Origin of the sequence: Umezawaea tangerina (assembly GCF_003002815.1) — a bacterium.
Lineage (GTDB): Bacteria > Actinomycetota > Actinomycetes > Mycobacteriales > Pseudonocardiaceae > Umezawaea > Umezawaea tangerina.
The window spans coordinates 1-26,083 of the sequence record NZ_PVTF01000013.1 but is presented as its reverse complement, the minus strand read 5'-3'; the positions used below and the strand labels follow the sequence as shown (position 1 = coordinate 26,083).

At 73.3% G+C, this 26,083-nt stretch carries 19 protein-coding genes; 12 read left to right on the top strand and 7 right to left on the bottom strand.

Translation table 11 applies throughout. The annotated features are described in order from the left end of the window. Window positions 1-70: 70 nt before the first annotated feature. Window positions 71-964 carry an MBL fold metallo-hydrolase gene (locus CLV43_RS35730; protein WP_106193095.1) on the top strand — a complete coding sequence of 298 codons (894 nt, stop codon included), beginning with the start codon at window positions 71-73 and terminating at the stop codon, window positions 962-964. Beyond that, entirely contained in the window at window positions 955-2,145 is a 1,191-nt protein-coding gene (locus CLV43_RS35725; protein WP_245887214.1) for a carboxylesterase/lipase family protein, read from the top strand. Before CLV43_RS35730 ends, CLV43_RS35725 begins: the two co-directional genes overlap by 10 nt. A 6-nt stretch (window positions 2,146-2,151) precedes the next feature. Here CLV43_RS35725 and CLV43_RS35720 read toward each other — a convergent pair whose 3' ends face one another. Next, window positions 2,152-3,060, bottom strand: a complete 909-nt coding sequence (locus CLV43_RS35720; protein WP_106193093.1) for an NADP-dependent oxidoreductase — start codon at window positions 3,058-3,060, stop codon at window positions 2,152-2,154. A gap of 88 nt (window positions 3,061-3,148) precedes the next feature. On the opposite strand from CLV43_RS35720, the gene CLV43_RS35715 reads away from it, so the two are divergent. The 3 genes from CLV43_RS35715 (at window position 3,149) to CLV43_RS50200 (ending at window position 11,010) form a co-directional block, all read left to right on the top strand. Further along, window positions 3,149-3,652, top strand: a complete 504-nt coding sequence (locus CLV43_RS35715; protein WP_106193091.1) for a MarR family winged helix-turn-helix transcriptional regulator — start codon at window positions 3,149-3,151, stop codon at window positions 3,650-3,652. A 126-nt stretch (window positions 3,653-3,778) separates the two neighbouring features. After that, window positions 3,779-10,084 carry a type I polyketide synthase gene (locus tag CLV43_RS35710; RefSeq protein WP_106193090.1) on the top strand — a complete coding sequence of 2,102 codons (6,306 nt, stop codon included), beginning with the start codon at window positions 3,779-3,781 and terminating at the stop codon, window positions 10,082-10,084. Next, window positions 10,081-11,010, top strand: coding sequence for an acetamidase/formamidase family protein (locus CLV43_RS50200; RefSeq protein WP_106193088.1), 930 nt, complete (start codon window positions 10,081-10,083; stop codon window positions 11,008-11,010). Before CLV43_RS35710 ends, CLV43_RS50200 begins: the two co-directional genes overlap by 4 nt. Before the next feature lie 407 nt (window positions 11,011-11,417). On the opposite strand, the gene CLV43_RS35700 is transcribed toward CLV43_RS50200, so the two are convergent. After that, window positions 11,418-12,179, bottom strand: a complete 762-nt coding sequence (locus CLV43_RS35700; RefSeq protein WP_106193087.1) for a DeoR/GlpR family DNA-binding transcription regulator — start codon at window positions 12,177-12,179, stop codon at window positions 11,418-11,420. Between the two features lie 62 nt (window positions 12,180-12,241). Between CLV43_RS35700 and CLV43_RS35695 the strand changes: the two genes are divergently transcribed. Beyond that, window positions 12,242-13,408, top strand: coding sequence for an MFS transporter (locus CLV43_RS35695; RefSeq protein ID WP_146175030.1), 1,167 nt, complete (start codon window positions 12,242-12,244; stop codon window positions 13,406-13,408). A 6-nt stretch (window positions 13,409-13,414) separates the two neighbouring features. Here CLV43_RS35695 and CLV43_RS35690 read toward each other — a convergent pair whose 3' ends face one another. Continuing rightward, the gene (locus CLV43_RS35690; RefSeq protein ID WP_342749841.1) at window positions 13,415-13,837 is read right to left on the bottom strand and encodes a MarR family winged helix-turn-helix transcriptional regulator; all 423 of its coding nucleotides are present in this window, start codon (window positions 13,835-13,837) and stop codon (window positions 13,415-13,417) included. An 83-nt stretch (window positions 13,838-13,920) separates the two neighbouring features. Between CLV43_RS35690 and CLV43_RS35685 the strand changes: the two genes are divergently transcribed. The 4 genes from CLV43_RS35685 (at window position 13,921) to CLV43_RS35670 (ending at window position 17,597) form a co-directional block, all read left to right on the top strand. After that, window positions 13,921-15,108: a sensor histidine kinase gene (locus tag CLV43_RS35685; RefSeq protein ID WP_106193082.1), complete on the top strand. Its 1,188-nt coding sequence runs from the start codon at window positions 13,921-13,923 to the stop codon at window positions 15,106-15,108. Continuing rightward, window positions 15,105-15,788: a response regulator transcription factor gene (locus CLV43_RS35680; RefSeq protein WP_106193080.1), complete on the top strand. Its 684-nt coding sequence runs from the start codon at window positions 15,105-15,107 to the stop codon at window positions 15,786-15,788. The genes CLV43_RS35685 and CLV43_RS35680 overlap by 4 nt, the downstream gene beginning before the upstream one ends. 164 nt (window positions 15,789-15,952) lie before the next feature. After that, window positions 15,953-17,203, top strand: coding sequence for a serine hydrolase domain-containing protein (locus tag CLV43_RS35675; RefSeq protein WP_106193078.1), 1,251 nt, complete (start codon window positions 15,953-15,955; stop codon window positions 17,201-17,203). 163 nt (window positions 17,204-17,366) lie between these two features. Then, window positions 17,367-17,597 carry a hypothetical protein gene (locus CLV43_RS35670; protein WP_106193077.1) on the top strand — a complete coding sequence of 77 codons (231 nt, stop codon included), beginning with the start codon at window positions 17,367-17,369 and terminating at the stop codon, window positions 17,595-17,597. A 78-nt stretch (window positions 17,598-17,675) separates the two neighbouring features. Here the strand turns inward: CLV43_RS35670 and CLV43_RS35665 are convergent, their stop codons facing one another. Both CLV43_RS35665 and CLV43_RS35660 read right to left on the bottom strand, forming a co-directional pair. Further along, window positions 17,676-20,861 carry an alpha-L-rhamnosidase gene (locus tag CLV43_RS35665; RefSeq protein WP_106193075.1) on the bottom strand — a complete coding sequence of 1,062 codons (3,186 nt, stop codon included), beginning with the start codon at window positions 20,859-20,861 and terminating at the stop codon, window positions 17,676-17,678. 126 nt (window positions 20,862-20,987) lie between these two features. Further along, a complete protein-coding gene (locus tag CLV43_RS35660) occupies window positions 20,988-21,956 on the bottom strand; it encodes an alpha/beta hydrolase (protein ID WP_245887213.1) in 969 nt (322 codons plus the stop codon). A 180-nt stretch (window positions 21,957-22,136) separates the two neighbouring features. On the opposite strand from CLV43_RS35660, the gene CLV43_RS35655 reads away from it, so the two are divergent. Continuing rightward, window positions 22,137-22,958 carry a peptidoglycan-binding domain-containing protein gene (locus tag CLV43_RS35655; protein ID WP_425445791.1) on the top strand — a complete coding sequence of 274 codons (822 nt, stop codon included), beginning with the start codon at window positions 22,137-22,139 and terminating at the stop codon, window positions 22,956-22,958. Window positions 22,959-22,998: 40 nt separating this feature from the next. On the opposite strand, the gene CLV43_RS35650 is transcribed toward CLV43_RS35655, so the two are convergent. Then, window positions 22,999-23,532: a GNAT family N-acetyltransferase gene (locus tag CLV43_RS35650; protein WP_106193072.1), complete on the bottom strand. Its 534-nt coding sequence runs from the start codon at window positions 23,530-23,532 to the stop codon at window positions 22,999-23,001. After that, window positions 23,529-24,047 carry a CGNR zinc finger domain-containing protein gene (locus CLV43_RS35645; RefSeq protein WP_211304711.1) on the bottom strand — a complete coding sequence of 173 codons (519 nt, stop codon included), beginning with the start codon at window positions 24,045-24,047 and terminating at the stop codon, window positions 23,529-23,531. The genes CLV43_RS35650 and CLV43_RS35645 overlap by 4 nt, the downstream gene beginning before the upstream one ends. Window positions 24,048-24,228: 181 nt before the next feature. Here CLV43_RS35645 and CLV43_RS35640 point away from each other — a divergent pair, with 181 nt between their 5' ends. After that, entirely contained in the window at window positions 24,229-25,827 is a 1,599-nt protein-coding gene (locus CLV43_RS35640; protein WP_106193069.1) for a cellulase family glycosylhydrolase, read from the top strand. Window positions 25,828-26,083: the final 256 nt, after the last annotated feature.

Here is a 26,083-nt window from a genome sequence, read left to right as displayed (position 1 = left end):
CCGACTGTATCGGCGGGTGCGGTCACGTGACGGATACCTCCGGCGGGCGCGGCCGGCGAGACTCGACGCCATGGACACCATCACCCTGGGCGACGTCGAGATCACCCGCGTCGTCGAGCAGCCCCCTGCTCCGCTACCCCGCGACTTCGTCTTCCCGGACGTCCCGCGCGAGACCTGGGAGACCCACGGGAGCTGGCTGGTCCCCGAGTTCTGGACGCCCGAGCCGGACGTGGTGCACGCCGTCATGCAGACGTGGCTGGTGCGCAGCGGCGGCCGGACGATCCTGGTCGACACGGGCGTCGGCAACGGCAAGGAACGGCCGTACATGCCGTTCTTCGCGCACCTGGACACCGACTTCCTCGGCGCACTGGCCCGTGCCGGGGTCGCGCCCGAGGACGTGGACGTCGTGGTGTGCACCCACCTGCACGGCGACCACGTCGGCTGGAACACCCGCCTGGAGGACCGGCGGTGGGTGCCGACGTTCCCCAACGCCGAGCACCTCATCGCCCGCGCCGACTTCGACTACTGGAACCCGCTCAACGAGCACCGGACCCAGTCCGGGCGCAAGATGCAGAACGTGTTCGAGGACAGCGTCCTCCCGGTGCACGAAGCGGGCCTGACCACGCTGTGGGAGGGCGAGCACGTCCTGGACGGCGACCTGCGGATCACCCCGGCACCGGGGCACACGCCGGGCTCGTCGGTGCTCACCCTGACCTCCGGCACCGACCGCGCGGTGTTCGTGGGCGACCTGCTGCACAGCCCGTTGCAGGTCCACGAGCCCGACTGCGGCCCGTCCTTCGACGAGGACGAGGCCGAGGCCAGGGCGACCCGCCGCCGGGTGCTCGGCTGGGCCGCCGACCACAACGCGCTGGTGCTGCCCGCGCACCTGCCCGGATCGGGAGCGGCCGAGATCCGCCGCGACGGCGCGGGCTTCGCGATCAAGGAGTGGGTGGCGTGGGCGTGACGGTGACGACCACCGCCGGTGCCGTCTCCGGGGACGGCACCGCGTTCCGCGGCATCCCCTACGCCGCGCCACCGGTCGGCGCGGGCCGGTTCGCCGCGCCCGCTCCCCCGGTGCCGTGGTCGGGGGTGCGGGACGCGACCGCGACCGGTCCGGCCGCCCCGGCACCGGACCGGCGCTGGTTCGGCAAGGCCGACCTCGGGCCGCTCATGGGCGTCGACCGGGTCGGCGGCGACGACTACCTGACCGTCGCGGTGTCGACGCCGACCACGACCGGCCGGGCGCCGGTCATGGTGTTCGTGCACGGCGGCGGGTTCGTGTCGGGCACCGGGAGCGCGCCCGTGTACGACGGGTCGGCGTTCGCCCGCGACGGGATCGTGCTGGTGACCCTGAACTACCGCCTCGGCGCACCCGGCTGGCTGCGCCTGCCCGGAGCGCCGGACAACCGCGGGCTGCTCGACGTCCTCGCCGCGCTGCGCTGGGTCCGCGCGAACATCGCGGCCTTCGGCGGAGACCCCGACCGGGTCACCCTGTTCGGGCAGTCGGCGGGCGCGATGGTCGTCTCCGCGCTCACCACCACGTCCGCGGCCCACGGCCTGTTCCACCGCGCCATCAGCCAGAGCGGCGGCCTGGTGGAGCTGTCGCCGGAGACCGCCGACGGCACGAGCGCCGCCCTCGCCGACGCGCTGGGCGTCGACCTCACCGCCGAGGCGTTCGGACAGGTGCCGGACGACGGGCTCGTCGAGGCGGTCACCCGGCTCCGGCCCGTTGGTGGTGCCGGGGTGTCGCCGTTCGGGGTCGTCCGGTCCGACCACGACCCGGTGCCCGGTCTGGACCTGCTGGTGGGCACCAACTCCGAGGAGTCGCGGCTCTACCAGGACCCGTCCCGGTCGGCCGCGATCGACGGGATGTTCCGGACGGGCGCCCGCGACCTCGTGGCGGCGCACGGCGGCGCGTCCACCTACGAGTTCGACTGGCGGGACGGCCCGTACGGCGCGTGCCACACCGTGGAGCTGCCGTTCGTGTTCGGGACCGCGGACCTGCCCGCGCTGCGCGGACCGCACGGCCTGCTCGGGCCGGACGTCCCGCCGTCGCTCCCGGCGGAGGTGCACGGCGCGTGGGTGCGGTTCGCGAGCACCGGCGACCCCGGCTGGGCGGGCCACCACCGCTTCACCGGGTCCTGACCGCGGTCAGGGCAGGAACACGACCTTGCCCGCCAACGGATTCTCGTGCACCGAGGCGACGGCGTCCAACGGGAGCCGGTGGCCGATGTGGACGTCGAGCCGTCCCGCGTCGACCTCGGCGACGAGGTGCGCGAGCTGTCCGGCGTCGGGGCGGACGTAGACGTTCGCGGCGCGCACCCCGCGCTCGGGGTCGTCGGACACCGGTGCCGTGGTGCTCAGCAGCAGCCCTCCCGGCCGCACCAGGCCGAAGAGCGCGCTCGGGTCGGCGGGCGCGACGTGCAGCACGAGGTCGACCGGCTCGGTGACGGCGTCCGCCACGTCCGTCGTCGAGCGGTCGACGACCTCGTCGGCGCCGTAGGAGCGGACCAGGTCCGCGCTGTGCGGGCTCGCGGTGGCGATGACGTGCGCCCCCGCGCGCTTGGCGATCTGCACGGCGTACCCGCCGACCGCGCCACCGGCACCGTTGACCAGGACCCGTTGGCCCGCCTTGAGGTCCGCGTGGTCCACCAGGGACTGCCACGCCGTCAGGCCGACCGACGGCAGGCCCGCGGCGTCGGCCAGCGGGATGGACGTGGGCGCGGCGGCCAGCACCTCGGCGGGGGCGACGACGTACTCCGCCGAGGCGCCGTCGGCCGTCATCGGCAGGAAGCCGACCACCGCGTCGCCGACCGCGACCCCGTCGACACCCTCGCCGAGCGCCGCGACGGTCCCGGACACGTCCAAGCCGGGCACGAACGGCAACGCGACCGGGAACACCTCCCGCAGCCCGCCGGAGCGGATCGTGGCGTCGACCGGGCTGAACGTGGTGGCCGCGACCCGGACCAGCACCTGCCCCGGTCCGGCCTCCGGCCGGTCGACCTCCTCGACCCGCAGGACCTCCGGACCGCCGAACTCGTGGAACCGCACTGCCTTCACGACTTGCTCCCCATCTCTAAATTACTCCGAATTCGAAGCATGGCACGACCGTAGCACGCTCCGAATTCGAAGCAAGTAGGATGGAGCTGTGACGGATGACGCACCACCCCTCGACGCCGAGCAGCTCGGCGCCTACTTCGCGCTGATGGAGGTGAGCAGCCTCGTCCAGCACGCCGTGGAGCAGCAGCTGCGCGCGTCCGGCGACCTGAGCTGGGTGCAGTTCTCGATCCTCGCGCGGCTCGCGGACACCCCCGGCGGCAGCGCGCGGATGACCGACCTGGCCGACGGGGTGGTGTACAGCCGCAGCGGGCTGACCTACCAGGCCGGACTGCTGGACAAGGCGGGGCTGATCACCCGGAGGCCGTCCTCGGACGACGAGCGCAGCACCACCGTCACGATCACCGACGAGGGCCGCGCGAAGGTGGCCGCGGTCCTCCCCGGCCACGTCGACGTCGTCCGCCAGATGCTCCTGGACCCCCTGTCCCGCCGCGACCTCAACACCCTGGGCGCCGTGCTGACCCGCGTCCGCGACCACCTGCGCGCCGCGCCACCGCGCTCGGCCAAGCCCCGGACGCGCGGGGGCGCGGGCTAGAGCGGCGAGGATTGGCCACCGCGCCACGGGTTTTCGGGCCCACCGGGTGCGCGTCCCTTTGGTACCAAAGGACGCAGGGGGCGGATCGATCATGGTCGGCCCCACCGCACCCGCATCGAGGTCTCCATGTCACTGGGAACGCAGTCGCTGCCCGCACTCCTGCGCCACCACGCGGCGACGTCCGGCGGCAAGACCGCCTTCGCCGACGCCCGCCGGTCCACCACCTACGCCGAGCTGGCCGACGCCACGGCGCGCGTCGCCGGGAACCTGGGCGTGGCCAGGGGTGAACGGGTCGCGTTGCTGCTGGCCAACGGCGTGCCCGTGGTCGAGGCGACGCTGGGCGTCACGCGGGCGGGCGCGGTGGGCGTGCCGCTCGACCCGCGGTGCACCGACGCCGACCTCGCCGACCTGCTCGGGCGCAGTGGCGCGACCGCGGTCGTGACCGACCGGGCGCACCTGGAGCAGGTCCGGCGGGTGGCCTCGGTGCGCGTGCTCACCGTCGACGAGCTGACCCGGCCCACCGACGTGCCGCCCCGTGACGACCTGGGCCTCGACGACCCGGCGTGGCTGCTGTTCACCTCCGGCACCACCGGCGAGCCGAAGGCCGTGGTGTCGACGCAGGCCGCGTGGCTGCGCACGATCTCCGGGGCGTACACGGGACTGCTGGGTCTCTCCGCCGACGACCGCGTGCTGTGGCCGCTGCCGCTGTTCCACGTCTTCGGGCACTCGCTGTGCGTGCTGGCCGTCACCGCGCTCGGCGCGAGCGCGCACATCATGGACTCCTTCGACGTGGACCGCGCCGCGGAGCTGCTGCGGGCGGGCGACTTCACGCTGCTCGCCGGGGTGCCCACGATCTACCGGCGACTCCTGGACGCCGACGCGGCCATGCCCGCGACGTGCCTGTCCGGCGGCGCCCCGCTGCCCGCCGACCTGCGGGAGGCGTTCCGGTCGAGGTTCGGCCGGGACCTGCGCGACGGGTACGGCAGCACCGAGACCATCGGCATGATCACGCTGGACGGGGTCCCGGTGCCGGGCAAGGAGGTCCGCCTGGTCGACGGCGAGATCCACGTGCGGACGCCGGACACCGGCGGCTGGTGGCGCACGGGCGACCTCGGCCGCGAGGAGGACGGGCGCTTCGCGGTCACCGGGCGGCTCAAGGAGCTGGTGATCCGCGGCGGCGAGAACGTCCACCCGGTCGAGGTGGAGCAGGTGGTGCTGCGGTTCCCCGGTGTCCGGGACGCGGCGGTCGCGGGCGAGCCGGACGACCTGCTCGGCGAGGTCCCGGTGGCCTACGTGGTCGGCGACGTGGACGCCGACGACCTGCTGGCGTTCTGCCGCCGGGAGCTGCCGCACTACAAGGCGCCCGAACGGGTCCACCGCGTCTCCGAGGTGCCGCGCACGCCGTCGGGCAAGATCGCCCGGCACCGGCTGCCCGCCCGGCTCACCCTCGACGTGGTCCTGCGCGAGGCCGCGGTGCTCGGCGGCCGGGAGGCGGGGCCCGACCGGACGTTCACCGAGCTGGGCCTGGACTCGATGGGCGCGGTGCGGCTGCGCGACCGGCTCCAGGACGTGCTCGGCGTCGACCTGCCGCGGTCGCTGGTGTTCGACTTCCCGACGCCCAGGGCCGTCGCCGACCACGTGCACGGCGGGGCGGTCCGGCGGAGCGCGCCCGCGACCACCGCGACCGACCCGGTCGCGATCGTCGGCATCGGCTGCCGCTACCCCGGCGGGATCACCAGCCCCGAGGACCTCTGGCGGGTCGTCACCGCGCGGGAGGACGTGGTCGCGGACTTCCCGGCCGACCGGGGGTGGGACCTCTCCGAGCTGCACCACCCCGACCCCGACCACCCCGGCACGAGCTACACGACCAGGGGCGGGTTCCTCGACGACCCGGCCGGGTTCGACCCGGAGTTCTTCCACATCTCCCCGCGCGAGGCGCTCGCGATCGACCCCCAGCAGCGGTTGCTGCTGGAGACGTCGTGGGAGGCGGTGGAGAGGGCCGGGATCGACCCGAAGTCGTTGCGGGGCAGCAACACCGGCGTGTTCGTCGGGGTCATGTACCACGACTACGCCGGCCGTTTCGCCCACCAGCCGCACGAGTTCGAGGGGCAGCTCCCGCTCGGGTCGGCGGGCAGCGTGGCGTCCGGGCGGATCTCCTACGCGCTCGGCCTGCACGGTCCCGCGCTGACCGTGGACACGGCCTGCTCGTCCTCGCTGGTGTCGGCGCACCTGGCCGCGCAGGCGCTGCGCGCCGGGGAGTGCGACCTGGCCTTGGCGGGCGGCTCCACGGTGATGGCCTCGCCCGGCCCGTTCGTCAGCTTCAGCAGGCAGCGGGCGCTCGCCCCGGACGGCCGGGTGAAGCCGTTCTCCGAGGACGCCGACGGCACCGCGTGGTCGGAGGGCGTCGCGGTGCTGGTGCTGGAGCGGGTGGCCGACGCCGTGCGCAACCGGCACCCGATCCTGGCCCTGCTGAAGGGGTCCGCGGTCAACCAGGACGGCGCCTCCAACGGCCTGACGGCGCCCAGCGGTCGGGCGCAGCAGGACGTGATCGCGCGGGCGCTGGCGGACGCGGGCCTGGCACCGTCCGAAGTGGACGTCGTCGAGGCGCACGGCACCGGCACCCCGCTGGGCGACCCGATCGAGGCCGAGGCGCTGATCGCCGCCTACGGCGGGGACCGCGCCACTCCCCTGCTGGTCGGGTCGGTGAAGTCCACCCTCGGGCACACCCAGGCCGCCGCCGGGGTCGCGGGCGTGATCAGCATGGTCATGGCCATGCGCCACGGATCCGTGCCCGCGACCCTGGACGCCACGCGGCCGACCTCGCGGGTCGACTGGTCCGGCGGCGCCGTCCGGCTGGCGACCGAGCCCACGGCGTGGCCCGACCTGGGCAGACCGCGCCGGTCGGCGGTGTCCTCGTTCGGCATCGGCGGCACCAACGCCCACGTGGTCCTGGAGGGCCACCAGGAGGTGCGGCTGGCGTTCCTGTTCGCCGGGCAGGGGGCGCAGGCGGTCGGCATGGGCCGTGACCTCGCCGCCCGGTACCCGGTGTTCGCGCGGGCGTTCGACGAGGTGTGCGCGCACCTGGACCCGGAGCTGCGCGCGGCGATCGACACGCCGCTGGTGCACCGGACGGACTTCGCGCAGGCCGCGCTGTTCGCCCACGAGGTCGCCCTGTTCCGGCTGCTGGAGTCGTGGGGCTACTTCCCGGACGCGCTGGTCGGCCACTCCCTCGGCGAGCTCTCCGCCGCCTGCGTCGCCGGGGTGCTGTCGCTGCCCGACGCCGCGAAGCTCGTCACCGCGCGGGGGCGGCTGATGCGCGACCTGCCCGAGGGCGGGGCGATGGTCGCGATCGAGGCGCGCGAGGACGAGGTGCGGCTGACCGCGAACACCGCGATCGCCGCCGTCAACGGCCCGCGCTCGCTGGTCGTGTCCGGTCCGGAGGCCGAGGTCGAGGCCATCGCCTCGGGGTTCGCGAAGACCACGCGGCTGCGGGTCGGCCACGCGTTCCACTCGCCGCTGGTGGACCCGGTGCTCGCCCCGTTCGCCGAGGTCGTGCGCGGGGTGACCCTGCACGCGCCGAGGATCCCGATCATCGGCGCCGAGCCGCAGGACCCCGACTACTGGGTGCGGCACGTCCGCGACACCGTCCGCTTCGGCGCCAACGTCGACCGGGTCCGCGGCGCGGTGCTGGTCGAGATCGGGCCGGGGACGACGCTGTCCGCGCTGGTCGACGGGGTCGTGTCCACAGTGGACCCGGAGCACGCGGCCGACCGGATCCGCGGGACGCACCCGTTCCAGCGTCGGAGGTTCTGGCTGTCCACGCCGACCGGGCACCCGCTCGTCGGGTCCGTGGTGCGCGTGCCCGGGTCAGGCGAGGTCGTCTGCACGGCGAACCTCAGCGCGTCCTGGCTGCGCGACCACGTGGTCGACGGCGTCCCGCTGGTGCCCGCGACCGCCGTGGTCGAGCTGGTGGTGCACGCCGGGGAGGAGGTCGGGTGCGGCACGGTCGAGGAGCTGCTGCTGCACGCCCCGATGCCGCTGCCCGACGTCGGCCGCGTCCAGGTCGTGGTGCGCCCGGCCGTGGACGGGCTGCGCCCGTTCGAGGTGCACGCCAACGGCGTGGTGCACGCGAGCGGCACGCTGAGCTCGCGGCCCGCGCCGGAGTTCGACCTCGGGCCGTGGCCGCCGGACGCCGAGGAGGTGCCCGTCGACCACGGCGGGCACGGGCCCGCGTTCCAGGGCCTGCTGCGGGCGTGGCGGCGCGGCGACGAGCTGTTCGCCGAGGTCGGCGCGGACCTCCCCGACGCGAGGGCGTTCCGGTTGCACCCGGCCCTGTTCGACGCCGCGCTGCGCCCCGCGAGCCTGCTCGGCGACGGGGTCCCGTTCTCCTGGCGAGGGGTGCACCTGCCCTCCACCGGCGCCACCGCGCTGCGGGTGCGCATCAGCGGGGGCCGCGTCGCCGTGACCGACCAGGACGGCAACCCGGTCGCGCACGTCGAATCGCTCACCACCCGGCCCATGGCAGTGCGGCGCGGCACGCTGCTGCGCCCGGACTGGCAGGAGGTCACCCTCGGCGCCGGGACCGATCCGGGTGACGTGCTGGAGGTCGGACCGGGTCCGCTGCACAGGACGGTGCACGAGGTGCTGGGCGAGCTCACCCGCGACCGCGCGCACCTGACCGTCGTGACCAGGACCGGCGACCTCACCGGTGCCGCGGTCGGCGGGCTGGTGCGGGCCGCGCAGGAGGAGCACCCCGGCCGGTTCACCCTCGTCGAGACCGACGGCGACACCTCGCTGCTGGCCGCCGCGGTCGCGACCGGCGAACCGCGGCTGCGGCTGGCGGGCGGGACCGCGGCCAAGCCGCGGCTGGCCCCCGTCGGGGGCGGCGAGCACGTCTGGCGCGGCCCGGTGCTGATCACCGGGGGCGGGGCGCTCGGCGGTGTGGTGGCCGAGCACCTGCGCGGGCAGGGCGTCGAGGTCGTGTTCGCCAGCCGCGGTGGCGAGACCCCGTGCGACGTGACCGACCGCGACGCGCTGGCCGCGCTGGTCGCCTCGATCCCCGACCTCAAGGCGGTCGTGCACACGGCGGGGGTGCTGGACGACGGCGTGCTCACGTCGATGACGCCGGAACGGGTCTCGGCGGTGCTGCGCCCCAAGGCCGACGCGGCCTGGCACCTGCACGAGCTGACCGAGCACCTCGACCTCGACGCGTTCGTGCTGTTCTCCTCGGCGGCCGGGCTGCTCGGCCACGCCGGGCAGGCCAACTACGCGGCGGCCAACAGCTACCTCGACGAGCTGGCCCGGTTCCGGCACGCCCGCGGCCTCCCGGCGCTGTCGCTGGCCTGGGGCCCGTGGACCACCGGCATGGCGTCGGGCACCGCGGACCGGGGACCGCGCGCCCTGACGCCGGAGGACGGGATCGCGCTGCTCGACGCCGCGCTGGGCACCGGTGAACCCGTGCTCGCGCCCCTCCCGTTCGCACCGCGCGAGCCCGAGGTCGCGCGGCGCGGACCGGTCGAGCGGCGGCCGCTCTCGCTCGACCTGGTGCGCGCGGAGATCGCGGCGGTGCTGGGGCACGACGAGGTCGCGGCGGACGCGGCGCTCGGCGACCTCGGGTTCGACTCGCTGACCGCCGTCGAGCTGCGCAACCGGCTGGAACGGGCCACGGGCGTGCGGATCACGGCGACCGCGGTGTTCGAGCACCCCACGCCCCGCGCGCTCGCCGACCACCTGGCACCCGCGCCCACCGGCACGCTCGCCTCGCTGTACCGCAAGGTCTGCGAGGCGGGCAGGCCCGGCGACGCCATGCGGATGGTGGTCGCCGCGTCGTGGGCGCTGCCCGCGTTCGACGACGTCCGCCCGCAGGAACCGCGGCGGCTCAGCGACGGTGACGGTCCTGCCGTCGTCTGCTTCCCCTCGTTCCCGTCGCCACCGGGCGAGTACGCCGCGCTGGCCCGTTCCCTGCCCGGCACGTGGGTGCTCCCCCACCCCGGCCACGACGGCGGCCCGGTGCCCGACAGCCTCGACACCCTGGTCCGCTCGCACGTCGAGGCCCTGCGCCGGTTCGACCGGCCGTACGTCCTGTTGGGACGGTCGACCGGCGGGCTCGTCGCCCAGGCGGTCGCGCGGGAGGTCCGGCCCGCCGCGCTGGTGCTGGTGGACACCCACCCCGTCACCGACGACGACTGGCTGCAGGAGCTCGCCGCGCGCGGAGCCCTGCGCCTGGACGAAACCCGGCTGGCCGCGATGGGCGCCTACGCGCGGCTCTTCCTCGACTGGACCGCGGAACCCTCGGTACCGACCCTGCACCTGCGCCCCGGCGACGTCCCCGGTGATCATTACACCGTGCTGGAGGAGCACAGCGCCACCACGGCGGAGGCGATCTCCGCGTGGTTGGCTGGCAGGAGCCACGAGGAAGAGGAGTCGGTGTGAGCCGCCACGTGCTGGAGCCCGGACCCGGAACCGCGATCGACGTGTTCGACCGCGACACCCCGCCCGCGCTGACCATCGACCCCGGCGACACCGTGGTCGTCCGGTCGCTCGACGCGGGCGGCAGGCTCGAACGGCAGCGGACACCGGGCGAGGCGCGGCCGAGGATGTTCGAAGAACGACGCGGCCACTGCCTGACGGGGCCGATCGCGGTGCGCGGCGCGCGACCGGGGCAGGTGCTGGCGATCCGGGTGGTGTCCGTGCGACCGGACGACTGGGGGTGGACGAACGCGGGCGCCAAGGACAACGCGCTGACCCGGCGGCTGGGGTTGGCTGACGAGCCCGCGACCTGGCTGCTGTGGGACATCGACGCGGACGCGGGGACGGCCACCAACCAGTTGGGGCACACGGTGCGGATCGCCCCGTTCCTCGGGGTGATGGGGGTGCCGCCCGCCGAGGCGGGCCGGCACTCGACGATCCCGCCCCGGACGGTCGGCGGCGGCAACATGGACTGCCGGGAACTGGTGGCCGGGTCGACGCTGTACCTGCCGGTGACGGTGCCGGGAGCGTTGCTGCACCTCGGGGACGGCCATGCGGCGCAAGGGGACGGCGAGGTGTCGGGGACCGCGATCGAGTGTCCAATGACGACGGAGGTCGTGGTCGACCTGGTGTCGGACGTGCCGGTGCCGGGGATCCACGCGGAGACGCCGGGAGGGCGGGTGACGTTCGGGTTCGACCCGGACCTGGACATCGCGATGGCGGACGCGCTGGACGCGATGCTGGGGTGGATGCAGGAGCTGTACGGGGTGGGGAAGGGGGAGGCGTTGGCGTTGGCCAGTTCGGTGGTGGATTTGAGGATCACGCAGGTGGCGAATGTGACTTGGGGGGTTCATGCGGTGTTGGCGGGTGGGGCGGTGGGGGTGGTTTAGGGGGCGGTTGGTCGGTGCCGGGTTTGGTTGGGGTGGTTCTACGGGGGTGTCGCTGCGGTGGTTCTCCGGGGGGGGATCGCTACAGCGGACCCGGGTGCGGTCGGCTTGACTTGGGGCCCCTTTTTTGGGCTTCGTCGGGCGAAAAAGGGCAGGTGGTAGAGCCTGCCCGCCGACCTATTTTAAGCCCAAAATCCCCAAGTCAAGCCGACCGCACGAGCGGACGAGCACCGCTCGCTTCCAGCTGGGTTGGGGCGCTTTGTCTTTTGCTCCAGCTGGGTTGGGGCGGTTGTCTTTGCTCCAGCGTTGTTGGGCGACCTGTGTGTTGGTGCCAGGGTCGTTGGGTGGGTTGCGCGCTGGTTCCAGCTTCGCTGGCTGGTTGTGTTCACTTGCGGCGTTGCTGATGTTGGTCAGTTTGCGGTGGCGGTCAGCAGGACTTCTACGCCGATCTCCTGCCATTGGGTGGCTGCGTGTTCGTCGTCGGTGACCAGGACGTCGACCTCTGTTGGAGACAGGACCAGGTGGGGGGCGATGGTGTTCTGCTTGGTGCGGTCGGCGACGACCATGGTGCGCAGGGCGGAGTGGGACATCTGGGTTTTGAGTTGGGCGTCCTGTGGGGTGGTGGAGGTGATGCCCGCTTGGGGGTGGGTGGCGCAGGCGCCGAGGACTGCCCAGTCGGCGCGGCGGGTGGTGATGGTGTGGAGGGCGGTGGGGCCGGTGAGGTGGCGGGAGTCGGGGTTCCAGTCGCCGCCGGTGAGGCTGAGGGTGATGGTGTCGTCGGCGGTGAAGAGGGCGGCGATGTCGAGGGAGTTGGTCATGATGGTGAGGGGGCGGGCGGTGAGCTGTCGGGCGACTGAGAGGACGGTGGAGCCCGCGTCCAGGAAGAGGGACTGACCAGGGGTGATGAGGGAGGCCGCGGTCTTGCCGATGGCGGACTTGGCGGCGGTCCGGACGTCGGCGCGGGTGGACCAGGGCAGGTGGGCGGCGTCGAGGGCGACGGCGCCGCCGTGGGTCTTCTGCAGGTAGCCGGCTTCGGCCAGGCGCTTGAGGTCGCGGCGGACGGTGTCCTCGGAGACGGAGAGCTGGGCGGCCAGCTCGGTGACCTCGACCCGGCCGTGGTCGCGCAGCTCGGCCAGGACGCGGTTCTGGCGTTCCTCCGCGAAAGACTTCACAAGACCCTCCGGTGCTGGTACGTGCTTGACTGTGCCGAGTTCTGCCGGTTTGACTTCGTCCCATGCGCTTTTCTGCCGAGTTTAGCCGATCGTCGCCCGCCTACCTCGCGATCACCGCTGCGGTGGGGTTCCTGGCGTTGGGGGCGGCGACGAGCTCGTTGGGGCCGTCGTTGCCCGCGTTGCAGGAGCGGCACGGGCTGGGGGCGACCGGGGTGTCGTTGCTGGTGGCGGTGTTCTCGGCGGGGTCGGCGGTGGGGGTGGTGGTCGCGGGGGTCCTGCGGAGGCGGGTGACCGGGCGGGCGGGGCTGGTGGGTGGGGCCGGGGCGTTGGCGGTGGGGTGCGGACTGGTGCCGGTGGCGGCGGACGGGGTGTTGGCGGCGGGGGCGCTGTTCGTGGCCGGGATCGGGTTCGGGGCGGTGGACCTGGTGGCGAACCTGGTCGTGGCGAACGGGTTCGGAAGGCGGGGCGGGGCGGTGCTGTCGTTGGTCAGCGCGGCGTTCGGGGTGAGCGCGGTGGTGCTGCCGCTGGTGATCGGGCGGGCGCCGGGGAACCTGGCGCTGCCCTACCTGGTCGCGGCGGCGGTCGCGGTGGTGTTCGCGGTGCTGGCGGCCGGGTTGCGGATGCCGTTGGTGCTGCCGGCGCCGAGCGGGGTGGCGAGCAGGGCCGAGCTGCGGGTGGTGGTGCTGCTGGCGGCGATCGTGCTGGGGTACGTGGCGCTCGAAGGCGGGATCGCGGGGTGGGAGACGACGCACCTGCGGGGCACGACGGAGCTGTCGGCGGGGGCGGCGGTCGACGCCGTGGCGTTGTTCTGGTTCGGCCTGACCGCCGGTCGGGTGCTCGGGGCACCGCTGGCCCTGCGCTGGCACCCCGGCCGGCTGGTGGTCGTGTCGCTGGCACTGGGCGCGGCGGCGGTCGCGGTCGCCGCGCTGACCCCGTACGCCGTCGCCGCCTACGCGGTCGCCGGGCTCGTCATCGCGCCGGTGTTCCCGGCCGTGGTGGGCTGGCACGCGATGGCCGTGCCGAGCGGACGCGGGGCCACGGCGGTGTTCGCCGCCGGGCTGGCGGGGCCGATCGTCGGGTCGCCGCTGATCGGCGTGGCCACCGACGCGACCGGCGCCGCGGCCGTGCCGTGGGTGCTCGCGGGCTTCGCCCTGGTCACCGCCGCGGCCGCCGGGTTCGCCCGCCGACGCGCACCCGAGGCCACGACGGTCGACCCCGTCCGCCTGTGAAGACGGTCAGTCCTGGGGGCCTGCCTCGAGCAGGATCGCCAGCAGCTCGCCGAAGGTCTGCAGCTGCTCGGGGGTGAGCGGGGCGAAGGACTCGGCGAGGACGTCGTCCATCAGGGCACCGCCCGCCACCCGGAGCTCGTCCCCCTTGGCGGTGAGCCGGTGCCGGATGGCCCGGCCCGGTCCCGGCACGCGTTCGATGAGGCCGCGGTCGACCATCCGGGACGCGAGGGCGCCGAAGGACTGGTCGGTCTGGAACGTCAGCAGCGCCAGGTCGTGCAGGCTCGCCTCGGGGTTCGCCGCGATGTGCCTCAGCGCGTCCCACTGCACGAGGCTGATGTCCAGCGGCGCCAGTCGGGCGTTCGCCATCCGGTGGTGCCGCGCCTGGAGTCGTTTCACCGACAGGCCGATCTGCTGATGCGTTCTCGTCACCGACCGAGTGTAGACCGCTATCTCAGCTTGCTTATATAAGTACGCCGTACGGGTGACGTCGGGGAATCCCTATACTCCTGATCATGCGCGGGGCGGTGGTGGCCGGAGTACGCCGTGCGGTCGACCGGGTGCGGGCTCTTCCCCCTGGCAGGCGCGACGTGCTGGTCACCGTCGTGGTGGTCGTGCTCTCGTTCACCCCCGGTGTCGCGGACAAGGGCACGTGGCTGGGCTGGCCCGACCCGCAGCGCCCGTTCGGTCCGCTCGCCGCGGCCCTCGTCCTCGCGCACTGCCTGCCGCTGCTGGTCCGCAACCGCGCGCCCGCGTGGTGCCTGCTGCTCGTGTCCACCGCGTTCTTCGCCTACCAGTGCCTCGGCTTCCGGCCCACGTTCGCCACGATCGCGCTGTACGTGGCGCTGTTCGGCGCGGGCGTGCACCAGGTCCGGGCGCGGCGGGTCACGGCAGCGGCGTGGGTCGTGGGGTACGCGGCGCTGTCGGCCTCCCTCATCGCGCTGGGCGCACCGGTCCGGCTGGTGGAGTGCTTCGAGTACGCGGCGCTGCCCTTCGGGTGCTGGCTGATGGGCGCCTGGGCGCGCACCAGGTTCGTCGAGCAGCAGCGGCGCCAGCACCTCGACCTGGAGGCGGCCATGCGCGCGGAGCGCGAGCGCATCGCCCGCGAGCTGCACGACGTGGTGACCCACCACGTGACGGCGATGGTGATGCAGGCCGACGCCATGCGGTACGTCCCGGCCGACGACCGGACGAAGGTCGACACCGGGTTGGCGGCGATCGGCGGGACCGGGCGGCGCGCGCTGGGCGACCTGCGCGAACTGCTCGGCGTGATCAGCCCCCGCCACGACGCCGAACCGGCGCCGCGCGCGCCGACCGCGGGCTCGTTCGGCGAGCTGGTGGAGCAGACCCGGCTCGCCGGGCAGCCCGTCGACCTGGTCGAGGACGGCCCGGCGCGGGAGGTCGACGACGCGGTCGCACTGGCGGCCTACCGGGTCGTGCAGGAAGGGCTCACCAACGCGCTGAAGCACGCGCCGGGCAGGAGGACCGTGGTCCGGGTCTCCAACACCGTCCCCGACGGGCTGGCCGTGGAGGTGACGACCGACGGTGCCGCCGACGCCGTCACCACGTCCTCACCGGGCCGCGGCCTGACCGGGTTGCGGGAACGGGTGCGGTCGGCCGGTGGCGAGCTGACGACGCGGCACGCCGAGGACGGCGGGTTCGTCGTCTCGGCGAGGCTGCCACGACGATCGGAGACCGGGTGAGCACGCGGGTGCTGGTGTGCGACGACCAGGCGCTGGTGCGCATGGGGTATACGACCATCCTGTCCTCCCAACCGGACTTCGAGATCGTCGGCGAGGCGGCGAACGGCCTGGAGGCGGTCGAGCAGGCCCGGCGGCTGCTCCCGGACGTGGTGATCATGGACATCCGGATGCCCCTGCTCGACGGCATCGAGGCCACCAGGCGGATCGCGGGACCGGAGGTCGCCGACCGGGTGCGGGTGCTGGTCGTGACGACGTTCAACCTCGACGAGTACGTCTACGAGGCGCTGCGCGCGGGGGCCAGCGGGTTCCTGCTCAAGGACACCCCGCCCGAGGAGATGATCGCCGGGGTGCGCACCGTGGCCGCGGGCAACGCGCTGCTGGCACCGGAGGTCACCCGCGGCCTGATCGGCCGCTTCGGCGCCCGGATCCGCGACGACGACAGCGGTGCCGACCGGCGGCTCGAACAGGCACTCGCGCACCTGACCGCCCGCGAGGTCGAGGTGCTGCGGCTGATCGCGGCCGGTCTGTCGAACCCCGAGATCGCCGAGGCCCTGTTCCTCGGCCGCGAGACGATCAAGACCTACGTGTCGCGCATCCTGGCGAAGCTCGACCTGCGCGACCGCGTCCACGCCGTCGTCTTCGCCTACCGCATCGGCCTCGCCACACCGGACGCGTCGTAGGACACCCCCTGCTCCCCCACCGCCCGTCGCACCCGAGCGCCATCCCCCACGTGAGCCAAAGAGCGGCTCACCTCGGGGTGACGTGCAGGCACCCCTCCCGCTCATAACGTTCTCCCCATCGAGCCGGGGCACCAGCCACCGGCACCACGAGAAGGAGAAAACCCATGGCCGCCAAGACCTCCCGCCGCTCCGGTCGGCGACCGGCAGCGGTCACCGCACTGGCGTTGACGGTGGCCGCGACCTGCCCGCTGGTCGCCGTCGCCGACACCTCGTCCGCCGCGGACCGGTCGCAGACCAGGCAGTTGGAGGCCGTCGCCGAGCAGGCGCTCGCGGCGGGTGTGCCCGGCATCGTCGTCCGGGTGGACAACGGTCACGGCCCGGTGGTCAGCGTCGTCCGGCAGAGCTCCTGGAACACCCCCGAGCACGTGCTCAAGGCGGGTGACACGTTCCGGATGGCCTCGAACACGAAGACCGTCACCGCGGCGCTGGTGCTGCAGCTGGTGGGGGAACACCGGCTGCGCCTGGACGACACCGTCGAGAAGTGGCTGCCCGGCGTCGTGCCCAACGGGGGGAACATCACCCTGCGGATGCTGCTGAACCACACCAGCGGGATCGCCGAGTCCGCGTTCACGGCCCGGTCGCTGAACCTCATGACGGGCCACGACACCAGCAAGCCGACCGCCGAGGAGGTGCTGGCGCTGGGCACGGACCTGCCGCCGGTGGGCGCGCCGGGCGAGAAGTGGTCCTACAGCAACCCCGGTTACGTCGCGCTCGGTCTGGTGCTGGAGAAGGTCACCGGGCGGAGCTTCGCCGACCTGGTCCAGCAGCGCGTCGCGGGCCCGCTCGGGATGCGGGACACCTACGTGGCCACGAGTGCCGCACCGCGGCGCGGTACGGCCCCGCTGGCCCACGGCTACGAGCCCGACGCCGCGCACCTGCGGCCCATCGCCGAGCCGCTCGGCCTGCCGGAGGACTGGGGCTTCGTCGGACCGGCCGACGACGAGCACGTCGACACCACCGCGATCGACCAGTCGTGGGGCCGCTCGGCGGCGGCGATCGTGTCGACCTCGGCCGACTGGGCCCGGTTCGACAAGGCGCTGATGTCCGGCGGGCTGTTCCCGAAGCGGCTGCTGGCCGAGATGCGCACCACCGTGCCGTCCGACGGCCCGGACCACAGCTACGGCCTCGGCGTGGACGAGTACCGCTCGCCGTGCGGGACGGTCTGGGGCCACGACGGCGCGCTGCCGGGCTACCGCAGCGACAACTACACCGACGAGTCCGGCAGGCGCACCATCTCCGTCCTGAGCACGACCCACTTCGGCCTCGTGGTCTCCCCCGAGGCGAGCGCCGCCGAGCAGAAGGTGATCGACGCGGCCATCTGCACGATGTTCGGCAAGCCCCTCCCGACCAGCTGATCCCCGCCCGCCCGCGGCCACCCCGTCATCCCGCGGGGTGGCCGTTGGCGTGTCCGCGGTCCCCCGCGGGAGCCACGGGAACCTTGTACTCCAGGGGGATCCGCCCACCCCAGCCACGCTCGTAGGGTCGACCCGACCTGCCACGACGACCAGGAGGAACGCCATGACGGGCTCGCGGGCTGACAGAGCGGACCCGTCCTACCTGGCGGGGGTGGACGTCCGGCACTCGCCCTGCGGCTCGTCGTGGGACCACACCGACACCCGGTCCGACACCCGCGGCGACAAGGCGGGACTCCCCACCCGCACCGCCCCCACCGTCCACTCCGGACCGGAGCCGCCGCCGAGGGCGAAGGCGGTGCACGAGGCGCTCGACCGGACCCTCCCGAACGGCTAGTGCGGTGGCCACGAACCCTTGCCGGGGAGTCCCGTCGTCCAGGCCCGGAAATGCCCATCGAGGATCGTGGTCACCGCGCTAGGGTTTCGCCGCAGTGAACTTCCAGTCCCCCGAGCCGACCGAGTAGGTCGCCGCGCCGTCCTGGACCCCCACCAGTTCGGTGCCGCGCACCGCCCGCGCGGACTTCGCGCCGAACAACGGGACGGACACGGTCGCCTTGGCGCCGACCGGGACGGTGACCTCCAGCTGGAAGGTGCGCCCGGCCTGCGTCCAGCACGACCTCACCTCGCCGCGCACGGTGTCCTGCGTTGCGCAGACGTGCTCCAGGCCCGGCGGCACCTTCGGTGCGATGGAGACGGTCGCGTAGCCGGCACTGGTCGGCGTGATCCCGCCCAGGACCGTGTAGAACGAGGCGTTGATCCCGCTGAACATGGCGTGGTCGTGGGTCTCCATGCTGGAGAAGTACGTCCACTCCTCCCACGGGCTCGTCGCGCCCTGGCTGATCTCGTAGCCGAACCCCGGATAGGTCTGCTGGCCCAGCACGGTCATCGCGACGTCCACCCGGCCGATCCGGGCGAGGGCGTCCACCAGGAACCGGGTGCCGAAGATGCCGGTGTCGAGGTGGCTGTTGTTGGTGGTCGTGATCGTGCGCACGAGCTGGTCGCCGACGGCCTTGACGTCGTTGTCCGGCACCAGTCCGAAGGCCAGCGGCAGGATGCTGGTGGTCTGCCGCCCGCTGCCGTAGCCGTTGCGGGCGGCGTTGAGGAACGTGCTGTTGAACGCGGACTTGATGTCGGCGGCCAGGGTCCGGAAGCGCGCCGCGTCCTCGGGGTGGCCCAGTGCGTCCGCGGCGAGGCCGACGTCCACCGCCTGCCGGTAGGACAGCGCGGTGTTCACCAGGGACACCTCGCTCGTGCACGACCCGACGCCGGGGCTGCCGCGGCCGTCGTTGACGCCCGCCCCGTAGACCGGTGGGCACCAGTCGCCGAAACCGCGGCTGGCGGGCCAGATGTGGCCGGGCACCGAGGCGTTGGTGTCCACGAAGGCCTTCATCGCCGGGTAGTGCCGGGCCAGCGCGGCCTTGTCGCCGTACTGCTCGTAGAGCGTCCAGGCCAGCGGGACCTGGTCGCCGCCCATGTCCGGGTTCTGGTTGTTGGGCCCGTCGTTGGGCAGCGCGGTGCCGGGCGGCATGTCGAGCAGGTAGTTGGCGTAGAAGCGGTCCATGCCGAACTCGCGCGTCGAGGCGTCGTGGTAGGCCTGCACGTCCATGCCCGGCGGCGTCCGCTCGTCGCGCACCGGGTTGTCGGTGGGCAGGCTCATCGAGTTGTTCAGGATGCCCCAGCGGTTGATCTCCCAGATGCGGTTCAGCAGCGGGTCCGAGGAGCTGAACGTGCCGGTGGACACCACGTCCGCGTGCACGACCCGGCCGCTGACGGAGTCGAGGGTCGGCGTGCCGGGGAAACCGGTGACCTCCAGGTAGCGGAAGCCGTGGTAGGTGAAGCGGGGCTCGTAGGTCTCCACCCGCCCGGTGCCCGCGAGGGTGAACCGGTCGGTCGAGGCGGCCGCGCGGTTGGTGGTCGTGTCCAGGTTCCCGTCGGCGCCGAGCTCCTCCGCGGTGCGCATCCGGACCGTCGTGCCGCTCGGTCCCTGGACGCGGAGCTGTTGCCAGCCCGCGATGTTCTGACCGAGGTCGTAGACCCAGACGCCCGGACTCGGCTGGGTGAGCTGGACCGGTCGCAGGGTCCGCACGACCCGCATCGGCGTGAGGTCGTCGGCGGTCAGCGCGGCCGTGGGCGGGTCGACCGCCCTGACCCCGCTCCCACCGGTCCACCCCGGCTGGTCCCACCCGGACCGCTCCAGCCGGGCGTCGTAGGTCTCGCCGTGGTACAGGTCGTCGGCGATCACCGGGCCGCTCGACCACGTCCAGCCGTCGCCGGTGGTGACGGCCTGGGTGGTGCCGTCGGTGTAGGTGACCTCGACCAGCGCGATCGCCTGCTTGGGGCCCAGCCAGCGGAAGCCGTACGGGCTGAAGCGCGAGCCGTACCCGTTGCCCAGCCACATCCCCACCGCGTTCGCGCCCGCGCGCACGTCGGCGGTGACGTCGTAGGTCGCGTACAGACTCCGCTGCTGGTAAGGGGTGTTGGCCGGGGTCAGCACCCGGTCGCCGACCTTGTGGCCGTTGAGGTGCAGCTCGTAGAGACCGAGACCGTCGACGTAGGCGCGGGCCCGCGCGACCGGCTTGGTGAGGGTGAAGTCCTGGCGCAGCATGGGCGCGGAGGGTTCGCGGCTCAGCAGCACCACCCCGCCGCCGGGGTGCAGCTGCCCGTCGGCGACCGGGGTCTGCGGGAACGCCGGGTCGGGGTCGGTGGCGAAGTCGTCGGAGAACAGCGACGTCCCGTCGAGGCCGCGCACGGCGAGGTTGTCGTAGACCGCGTCCTCACTGGAGTCTCCGACCCGGAAGCCGACCGTGCCCGTGGTCAGGGTGTTGTCGGTGAGGGTGTTGACCTGGACGCCGTCGATCCACGTGGTGAACGCGGCGCCCTCTGCCCTGACCTGCAGGTGGTGCGGCGAGGTGGCGGTCCCCGGCGTGACCACGGCGCTGACGTCCACGTCCGGCACGAGGTGGCTGTAGGCCCCGCCGCGCGCCAGGTGCGGGCGCAGCAGCACCTTGCCCGGCGAGACCTGGGAGTTCACCTGCCACAGGTAGAAGTCGTCCTGGCCCTGCGCGCGCAGCAGCAGGCTCGCGGCGCCGCGCTTGATCGTGAAGTCGACGTCGGCGGTGAAGTCCGACCAGGAGCCCTGGCCGGTGGTGTCCGGGCTGATCCACCGGGCGCCGCGCCAGTCGGCGGCGTCCAGCAGGCCCGTCTCCCACCAGGTCGGCGCCGCCCACGGAGACGGCGTGCCCTGCGCGTCGACGGCCTGGACGGTCCAGTGGTAGCGCTGCCGCGACCGCAGGGCCGGGCCGCCGTAGGTGATGCCCACCGACTCGCCCGACGCCACGACGCCGCTGTCCCACACGTCGGCCTGCCCCGGCACCAGCCGCTCCGGGCTGCTCGCCACCAGGATCCGGTAGGCCGTCTGCCGCTCGCCCGCGACCGACGAGTCGAGCTTCCAGCCCAGGCTCGGCTGCCGGTCGTCGATGCCGAGCGGGGTGGTGGTGTGGTCGGTGTGCAGCCCCGCCACGGTCAGGTGCGGTGCCCGCGCCGACGCGGTGGGCACCACCCCCACCAGCAGCAGGAGCACGGCGGCCAGCAGTCGCTTCATCAGAGCCCCGATCAGGAGGGCACCGCGGTACCTCTCGACCGCCCGCGACGGGTGCAGGGAGCGCGTGACGGCTTCATCGCCGATCCGTGATCCAGAGTGGTGGTCGGCCGTCGGCGCCGTCAATCGTCAGGGTGATCTGTGTCCGGTTGTGTCGACGTCCGTCCTCGTGGCACCCAGCTCGCCGACCAGCCACGTGGCCACGTCCTCCAGCAGCTCGGCGTCGACCGGGCGCTTGAGCTGGCGGCCGTAGGCGCGCACGGTCGGCTTGCCGGGGTCGCGGCGCAGCACGTGGGTCAGGTCGGGGACGCGGCGGACCTCGACGTCGCCGGGGACCAGCGCGGCGATGACGTCGAGGTCGTCCGGGTCGACCTGGACGTCCTTGTCACCGGTCACGGCGAGCACGGGCGCGTCGACCGCGACGAGGTCGGCGCCGGGGTCGTGGGCCAGCAGCTCCCGGTACCAGCGGGCGTTGAGCCTGCGGCCGCCGACGCGGGCCACGTCGGTCGTGGTCGCCTTGATCCGGGCCAGGTGCCACAGGCCTATCCGGCGGGCCGGGGCCCGCAGCGGGCGGGGCAGGTTCCCGAGGAGCTGACGCCCTTGCCAGCGCAGGGACTCCTCGCCCGGCCGGGCGAACCCCGCCAGCAGGACGATCGCGGCGACGTAGGTGGTCGCGCCGAGCCGCATCGCGTGCACGGCGCCCTCGCTGTGCCCCACGACGCCGGTCATGTCGGCGCGGACCTCCGGCCGTTCGCCGAGCGCCCGCAGCGCCGCGGCGGCGTCGGCGACGTTGTCGGAGAAGCCGGTCGCCAGCCAGTCGCCGGGCGTGGCGCCGACCCCGCGCCGGTCGTAGCGCAGCGACGCGATCCCGTGCCGGGCCAGCACCTCGGCCAGCGCCGGTCCGAGGCCGAGCCGGATCCGGCCCACCGAGGAGTCCCGGTCCACCCGGCCGGAGCCCTGGAGCACCAGCACCGCGGGGTGCGGTCCCGGCCCGTCCGGGAGCACGAGCGTGCCCGCCAGCTCCAGCCCGTCGTCGGCCGTGGCCGTCATGTCGATCCGCCGCATGGGTCCCGCCGATGTCGTCGTCGTTCCGGGCAAGGCGTTCACGATAGTGAGCCGCCGGGGCGGCGTCTTGCCCCCGCGGGGTGGTTCGGCCGTACCCCCGTGGTGGTAGATGCGTGCCCGAAGACAACCACTTCGGTGTCCTTGTCGTGTGAGGGTGCGACCGCTTCACTGGTCGCGGTCAAGAACCACCCGATTCCACCATGGGGGCAGGAATTGTTCACGAAGATCATCGCGCTGGCGACCGCGGTCGCCGCGTCGTTGTCCATGGCGTCGCAGGCGGAGGCCGCCGCGTTGCCCGTGGTCAACATGGAGGCGGTGCTGAAGGCCGCGCAGATCGACCCGCGCAGGCCGGACACCGCGCTCACGCCGGGCAGCAAGGACAGCGTGCTGGCCGTGGAGAGGGCGCTGGCCGCCAAGGGACTGCTCGACGACCAGTTCGTCGACGGGCACTTCGGCACCAGCACCATCAGCGCCTACGCCGCCTACCAGCGGTCGCTGGACTACACGGGCATCGACGCGTCGGGCCTGCCGGGTCCGACCTCGCTGCGGTCGCTGGGTGACGCGCGGTACACCGTCGACCACGTCGTCACCGCGGGCGCCAAGATCACCTACCACGGTGGTCTGATGAACGCCCGCACCAAGGCCATGCTGGTGGCCGCGGAGGGCCTGCTCGGCCGCAACCTGACCGTCAGCCAGGGTTCCTACAACCCCGGCGGCGACCCGACCTCGGCCGGGACCCACGACGGCGGCGGCGTGCTGGACATCTCGGTCGACGGCATGACCGCGGCGACGCGCACGACCGTCGCCCGCAACCTCCGCGTGGTCGGCTTCGCGGCCTGGGTCCGCACCCCCTCGCAGGGTGACTGGCCGTTCCACATCCACGCGGTGGCGCTGGCCGACCCGGACCAGTCCACCCAGGCCCAGCACCAGTCGGGCGACTACTACCTGGGCTTCAACGGACTGGCCAACCACGCCGCCGACGACGGTCCCGTCGTCACCCCGAAGCAGACGTGGGAGGAGTTCCAGCGGGGCTGACGACCGCGGTGGGGCGCACCACGTCGGTGCGCCCCACCCGTCACGGCCGGTCGACCCGGTAGACGACGTGGTCGCGGTCGTCGACCGGGTTGTCCGGTTCGAGCTCGCCCTCCGCCACGCGGGTCAGCCCGGCCTTCTCCAACGCCCGCCAGGACGCCCGGTTCGCCGCGGACACGGGCACGACGACGGCCGGGGCGTCCGGGTAGTCGGCCCAGGTGGCCGCGACGACCGCCGCGATGACCCGCGGGCCGAGACCGCGGCCGACGAGGGCGGGGTCGCCGATCAGGTAGTCGACGCTCACGGACTCGGCGTCGACCTCCAGGACCGCGGCCAGCTCGGCGAGGTACTCGGGGTAGTCGGCGTAGCGGCAGCGCTGGACGAGGCCGACCGGGGTGCCGTCGAGCGAGACGAGCAGGTCCTCCGCGGGCTCCTCACCCCTGGCCGTGGGCCCGAAGTCGCGGGCGACGGCCTCGGGCGTGGTCTCGTGGTTCCACCAGCGCGCGACGTGCGGTTCGAGCAACCACCGGCGCAGCAGCGGGAAGTCGGTCTCGGCGAGCCTTCGCCACGTGATCACGGGGACACCTCCGGGCGCTTGCGGCGGTAGTAGCGGGCCTGGCGGTCCCGATGACCGCAGGACGGGGTGCACCACCGCCTGCGCGGGTGGTCGCGGACGAAGAACATCGAGCAGCCCGGCGCCGTGCAGCGCCGCAGCGCGTCCGGACCGGCCAGCAGCTCGACGGCGCGGGTGGCGATCCGGCCGAGCACCGCCGTGCCGCCCAACGTCGTGTCGCGCCACCGGGACACCGGCCCGTCGGCCGACCAGTCCAGCTCCAGGCGGGTCGGGGTGGCGAAGCCGTTGACGACGGTGATGTCCGCGCGGTCGGGCGCGACGCCGTCGACGACCGCGGTGAACAGCCGGTGCACGCTGTCGCGCAGCTTGCGCGCGCGCCCGGCGTCCACCGGCGCCTGCCCCATCTCCGCGAACCACTCCCCCGCCCGCTCCGCGGTGCCGATGAGGTCGTCGGTGCCGTGGAGGGTGTTGGCCAGCTCCACCGGGAGCGGTTCGGTGCCGAGGGTCGGGAACTCCACGCGCTGACGGTAGAACAGGGTCCCAACCGTCAGCCACCGGATTTCCACGCCGAATGGCCGACGCCCCCGTTCCACCACCCGTACCAGGTGAAACGCCCGTCCTTGACAGCAGGCGGCCCATCACTACTCTCTTTCTGGGAGCGCTCCCAGAAACGTTGCGACCATCCTCAAAGGAGAGCGAATGAGGCAACGGAGAAGGATCTTCGGCGCGCTGGTGGCGGCGGCGGTGGCCGTGAGCGGGGTGGTCGTCCTGGGGACGGCGAGCCAGGTGACGGCGGCGCCCGCGGGCGGCACCGGCACGGGGTACCTGCACACGAGCGGCAGCAAGATCGTCGACAGCACCGGCGCGACGGTCCGCCTCACCGGCATCAACTGGTTCGGGATGGAGACCGACAACAAGACCTTCCACGGCCTGTGGGCCAGCCGGACGTGGCGGCAGCAGCTCGACCAGATGGCCCAGCTGGGCTACAACACGCTGCGCGTCCCGTTCTCCAACGACGCCCTCAAGTCCGACGCCAAGGCCACCGGCATCAACGACTTCACCAACCCCGACCTCGTCGGGCTGTCGCCGTTGCAGATCCTGGACAAGGTGGTCGACTACGTCGGGCAGAAGGGGATGCGGGTCATCCTGGACCGGCACCGGCCGACCAGCGCGGGCCAGACCGCGCTCTGGTACACGGCGGGCGTCCCGGAGACCACCTGGATCAGCGACTGGAAGGCGCTGGCCCAGCGGTACGCGGGCAACACCACGGTCATCGGCGCGGACCTGCACAACGAGCCGCACGCGGAGGGCACCAACCCGGCCGCGACCGGCTCGTGCTGGGGCTGCGGCGACACCGCGCGCGACTGGCGGCTGGCCGCCGAGCGCGCGGGCAACGCGATCCTGGGCGTGCAGCCGAACTGGCTGATCTTCGTGGAGGGCGTGAGCTGCCCGAGCGGCGGGCTGTCGAACGTGTGGGACAACGACCCGACCAACGACGAGGACTGCGGCTGGTGGGGCGGCAACCTGTCCAAGGCGGGCCAGTTCCCGGTGCGGCTGAACGTGGCCAACCGGCTGGTGTACTCACCGCACGAGTACGCCACGTCGGTGTACGACCAGCCGTGGTTCAGCGCGCCGAACTACCCCGCGAACATGCCCGCGATCTGGGACAACTACTGGGGCTACCTCTACAAGCAGAACATCGCGCCGATCATGATGGGCGAGTTCGGCACCACCCTGGCCAACCCGGTCGACAAGGTGTGGCTGGAGAACCTGATGGCCTACACCGGGACCGGCGTCAACGGGATGTCGTTCACCTACTGGTCGTGGAACCCGAACTCCGGTGACACCGGCGGCATCGTCGGCGACGACTGGACGACGGTCAACCAGGCCAAGCAGTCCATCCTCCAGCCCTACCTGATCCCGCCCACCGGCGGCGGCACCAACCCCACGACCACCACCACGACGACCACCACCGGTGGCGGCGGCACGGGGGCGTGCACGACCGCGTGGAAGCTGGACAACTCGTGGCAGGGCGGCTTCCAGGGCTCGCTCACCGTCACCAACCGCGCCACCACCGCCGCCAACCCCTGGCAGGTCACCTTCACCCTGCCCTCGGGCACCACCATCGGCAGCGGCTGGAACGGCACGTTCACCCAGTCCGGCACCACCGTCACCGTCACCGCCCCCTCCCACGCCCCGTCCCTCGGCGCGGGCGCCTCGGTGGCACTCGGCTTCACCGCCAACGGCACCACGGCCGCCCCCGCGTCCGTGAAGCTCAACACCTCCACCTGCACCTAGGGCGTGTGTCGAAGTCCGTGTTCGCGGTAGCCGGGCCTGACGCGGCCCCTGGGGGCACGGCCGACTGGCCCGCATACAACAGCGGTATGCGGGCCAGTCGGCCGCACCGCCAGGAACCACCTCAGGCGCGACTCCCATCGAACGAGACTTCGACACACGCCCTAGTAGGGCTTCGTTAGGTCGAGTGCTGGGGTGTGTCGGTGATGTGATCTTCTGTGGTGGTGAGGCCGGAGGAGATGGCGTTGGTTCGCCCGGT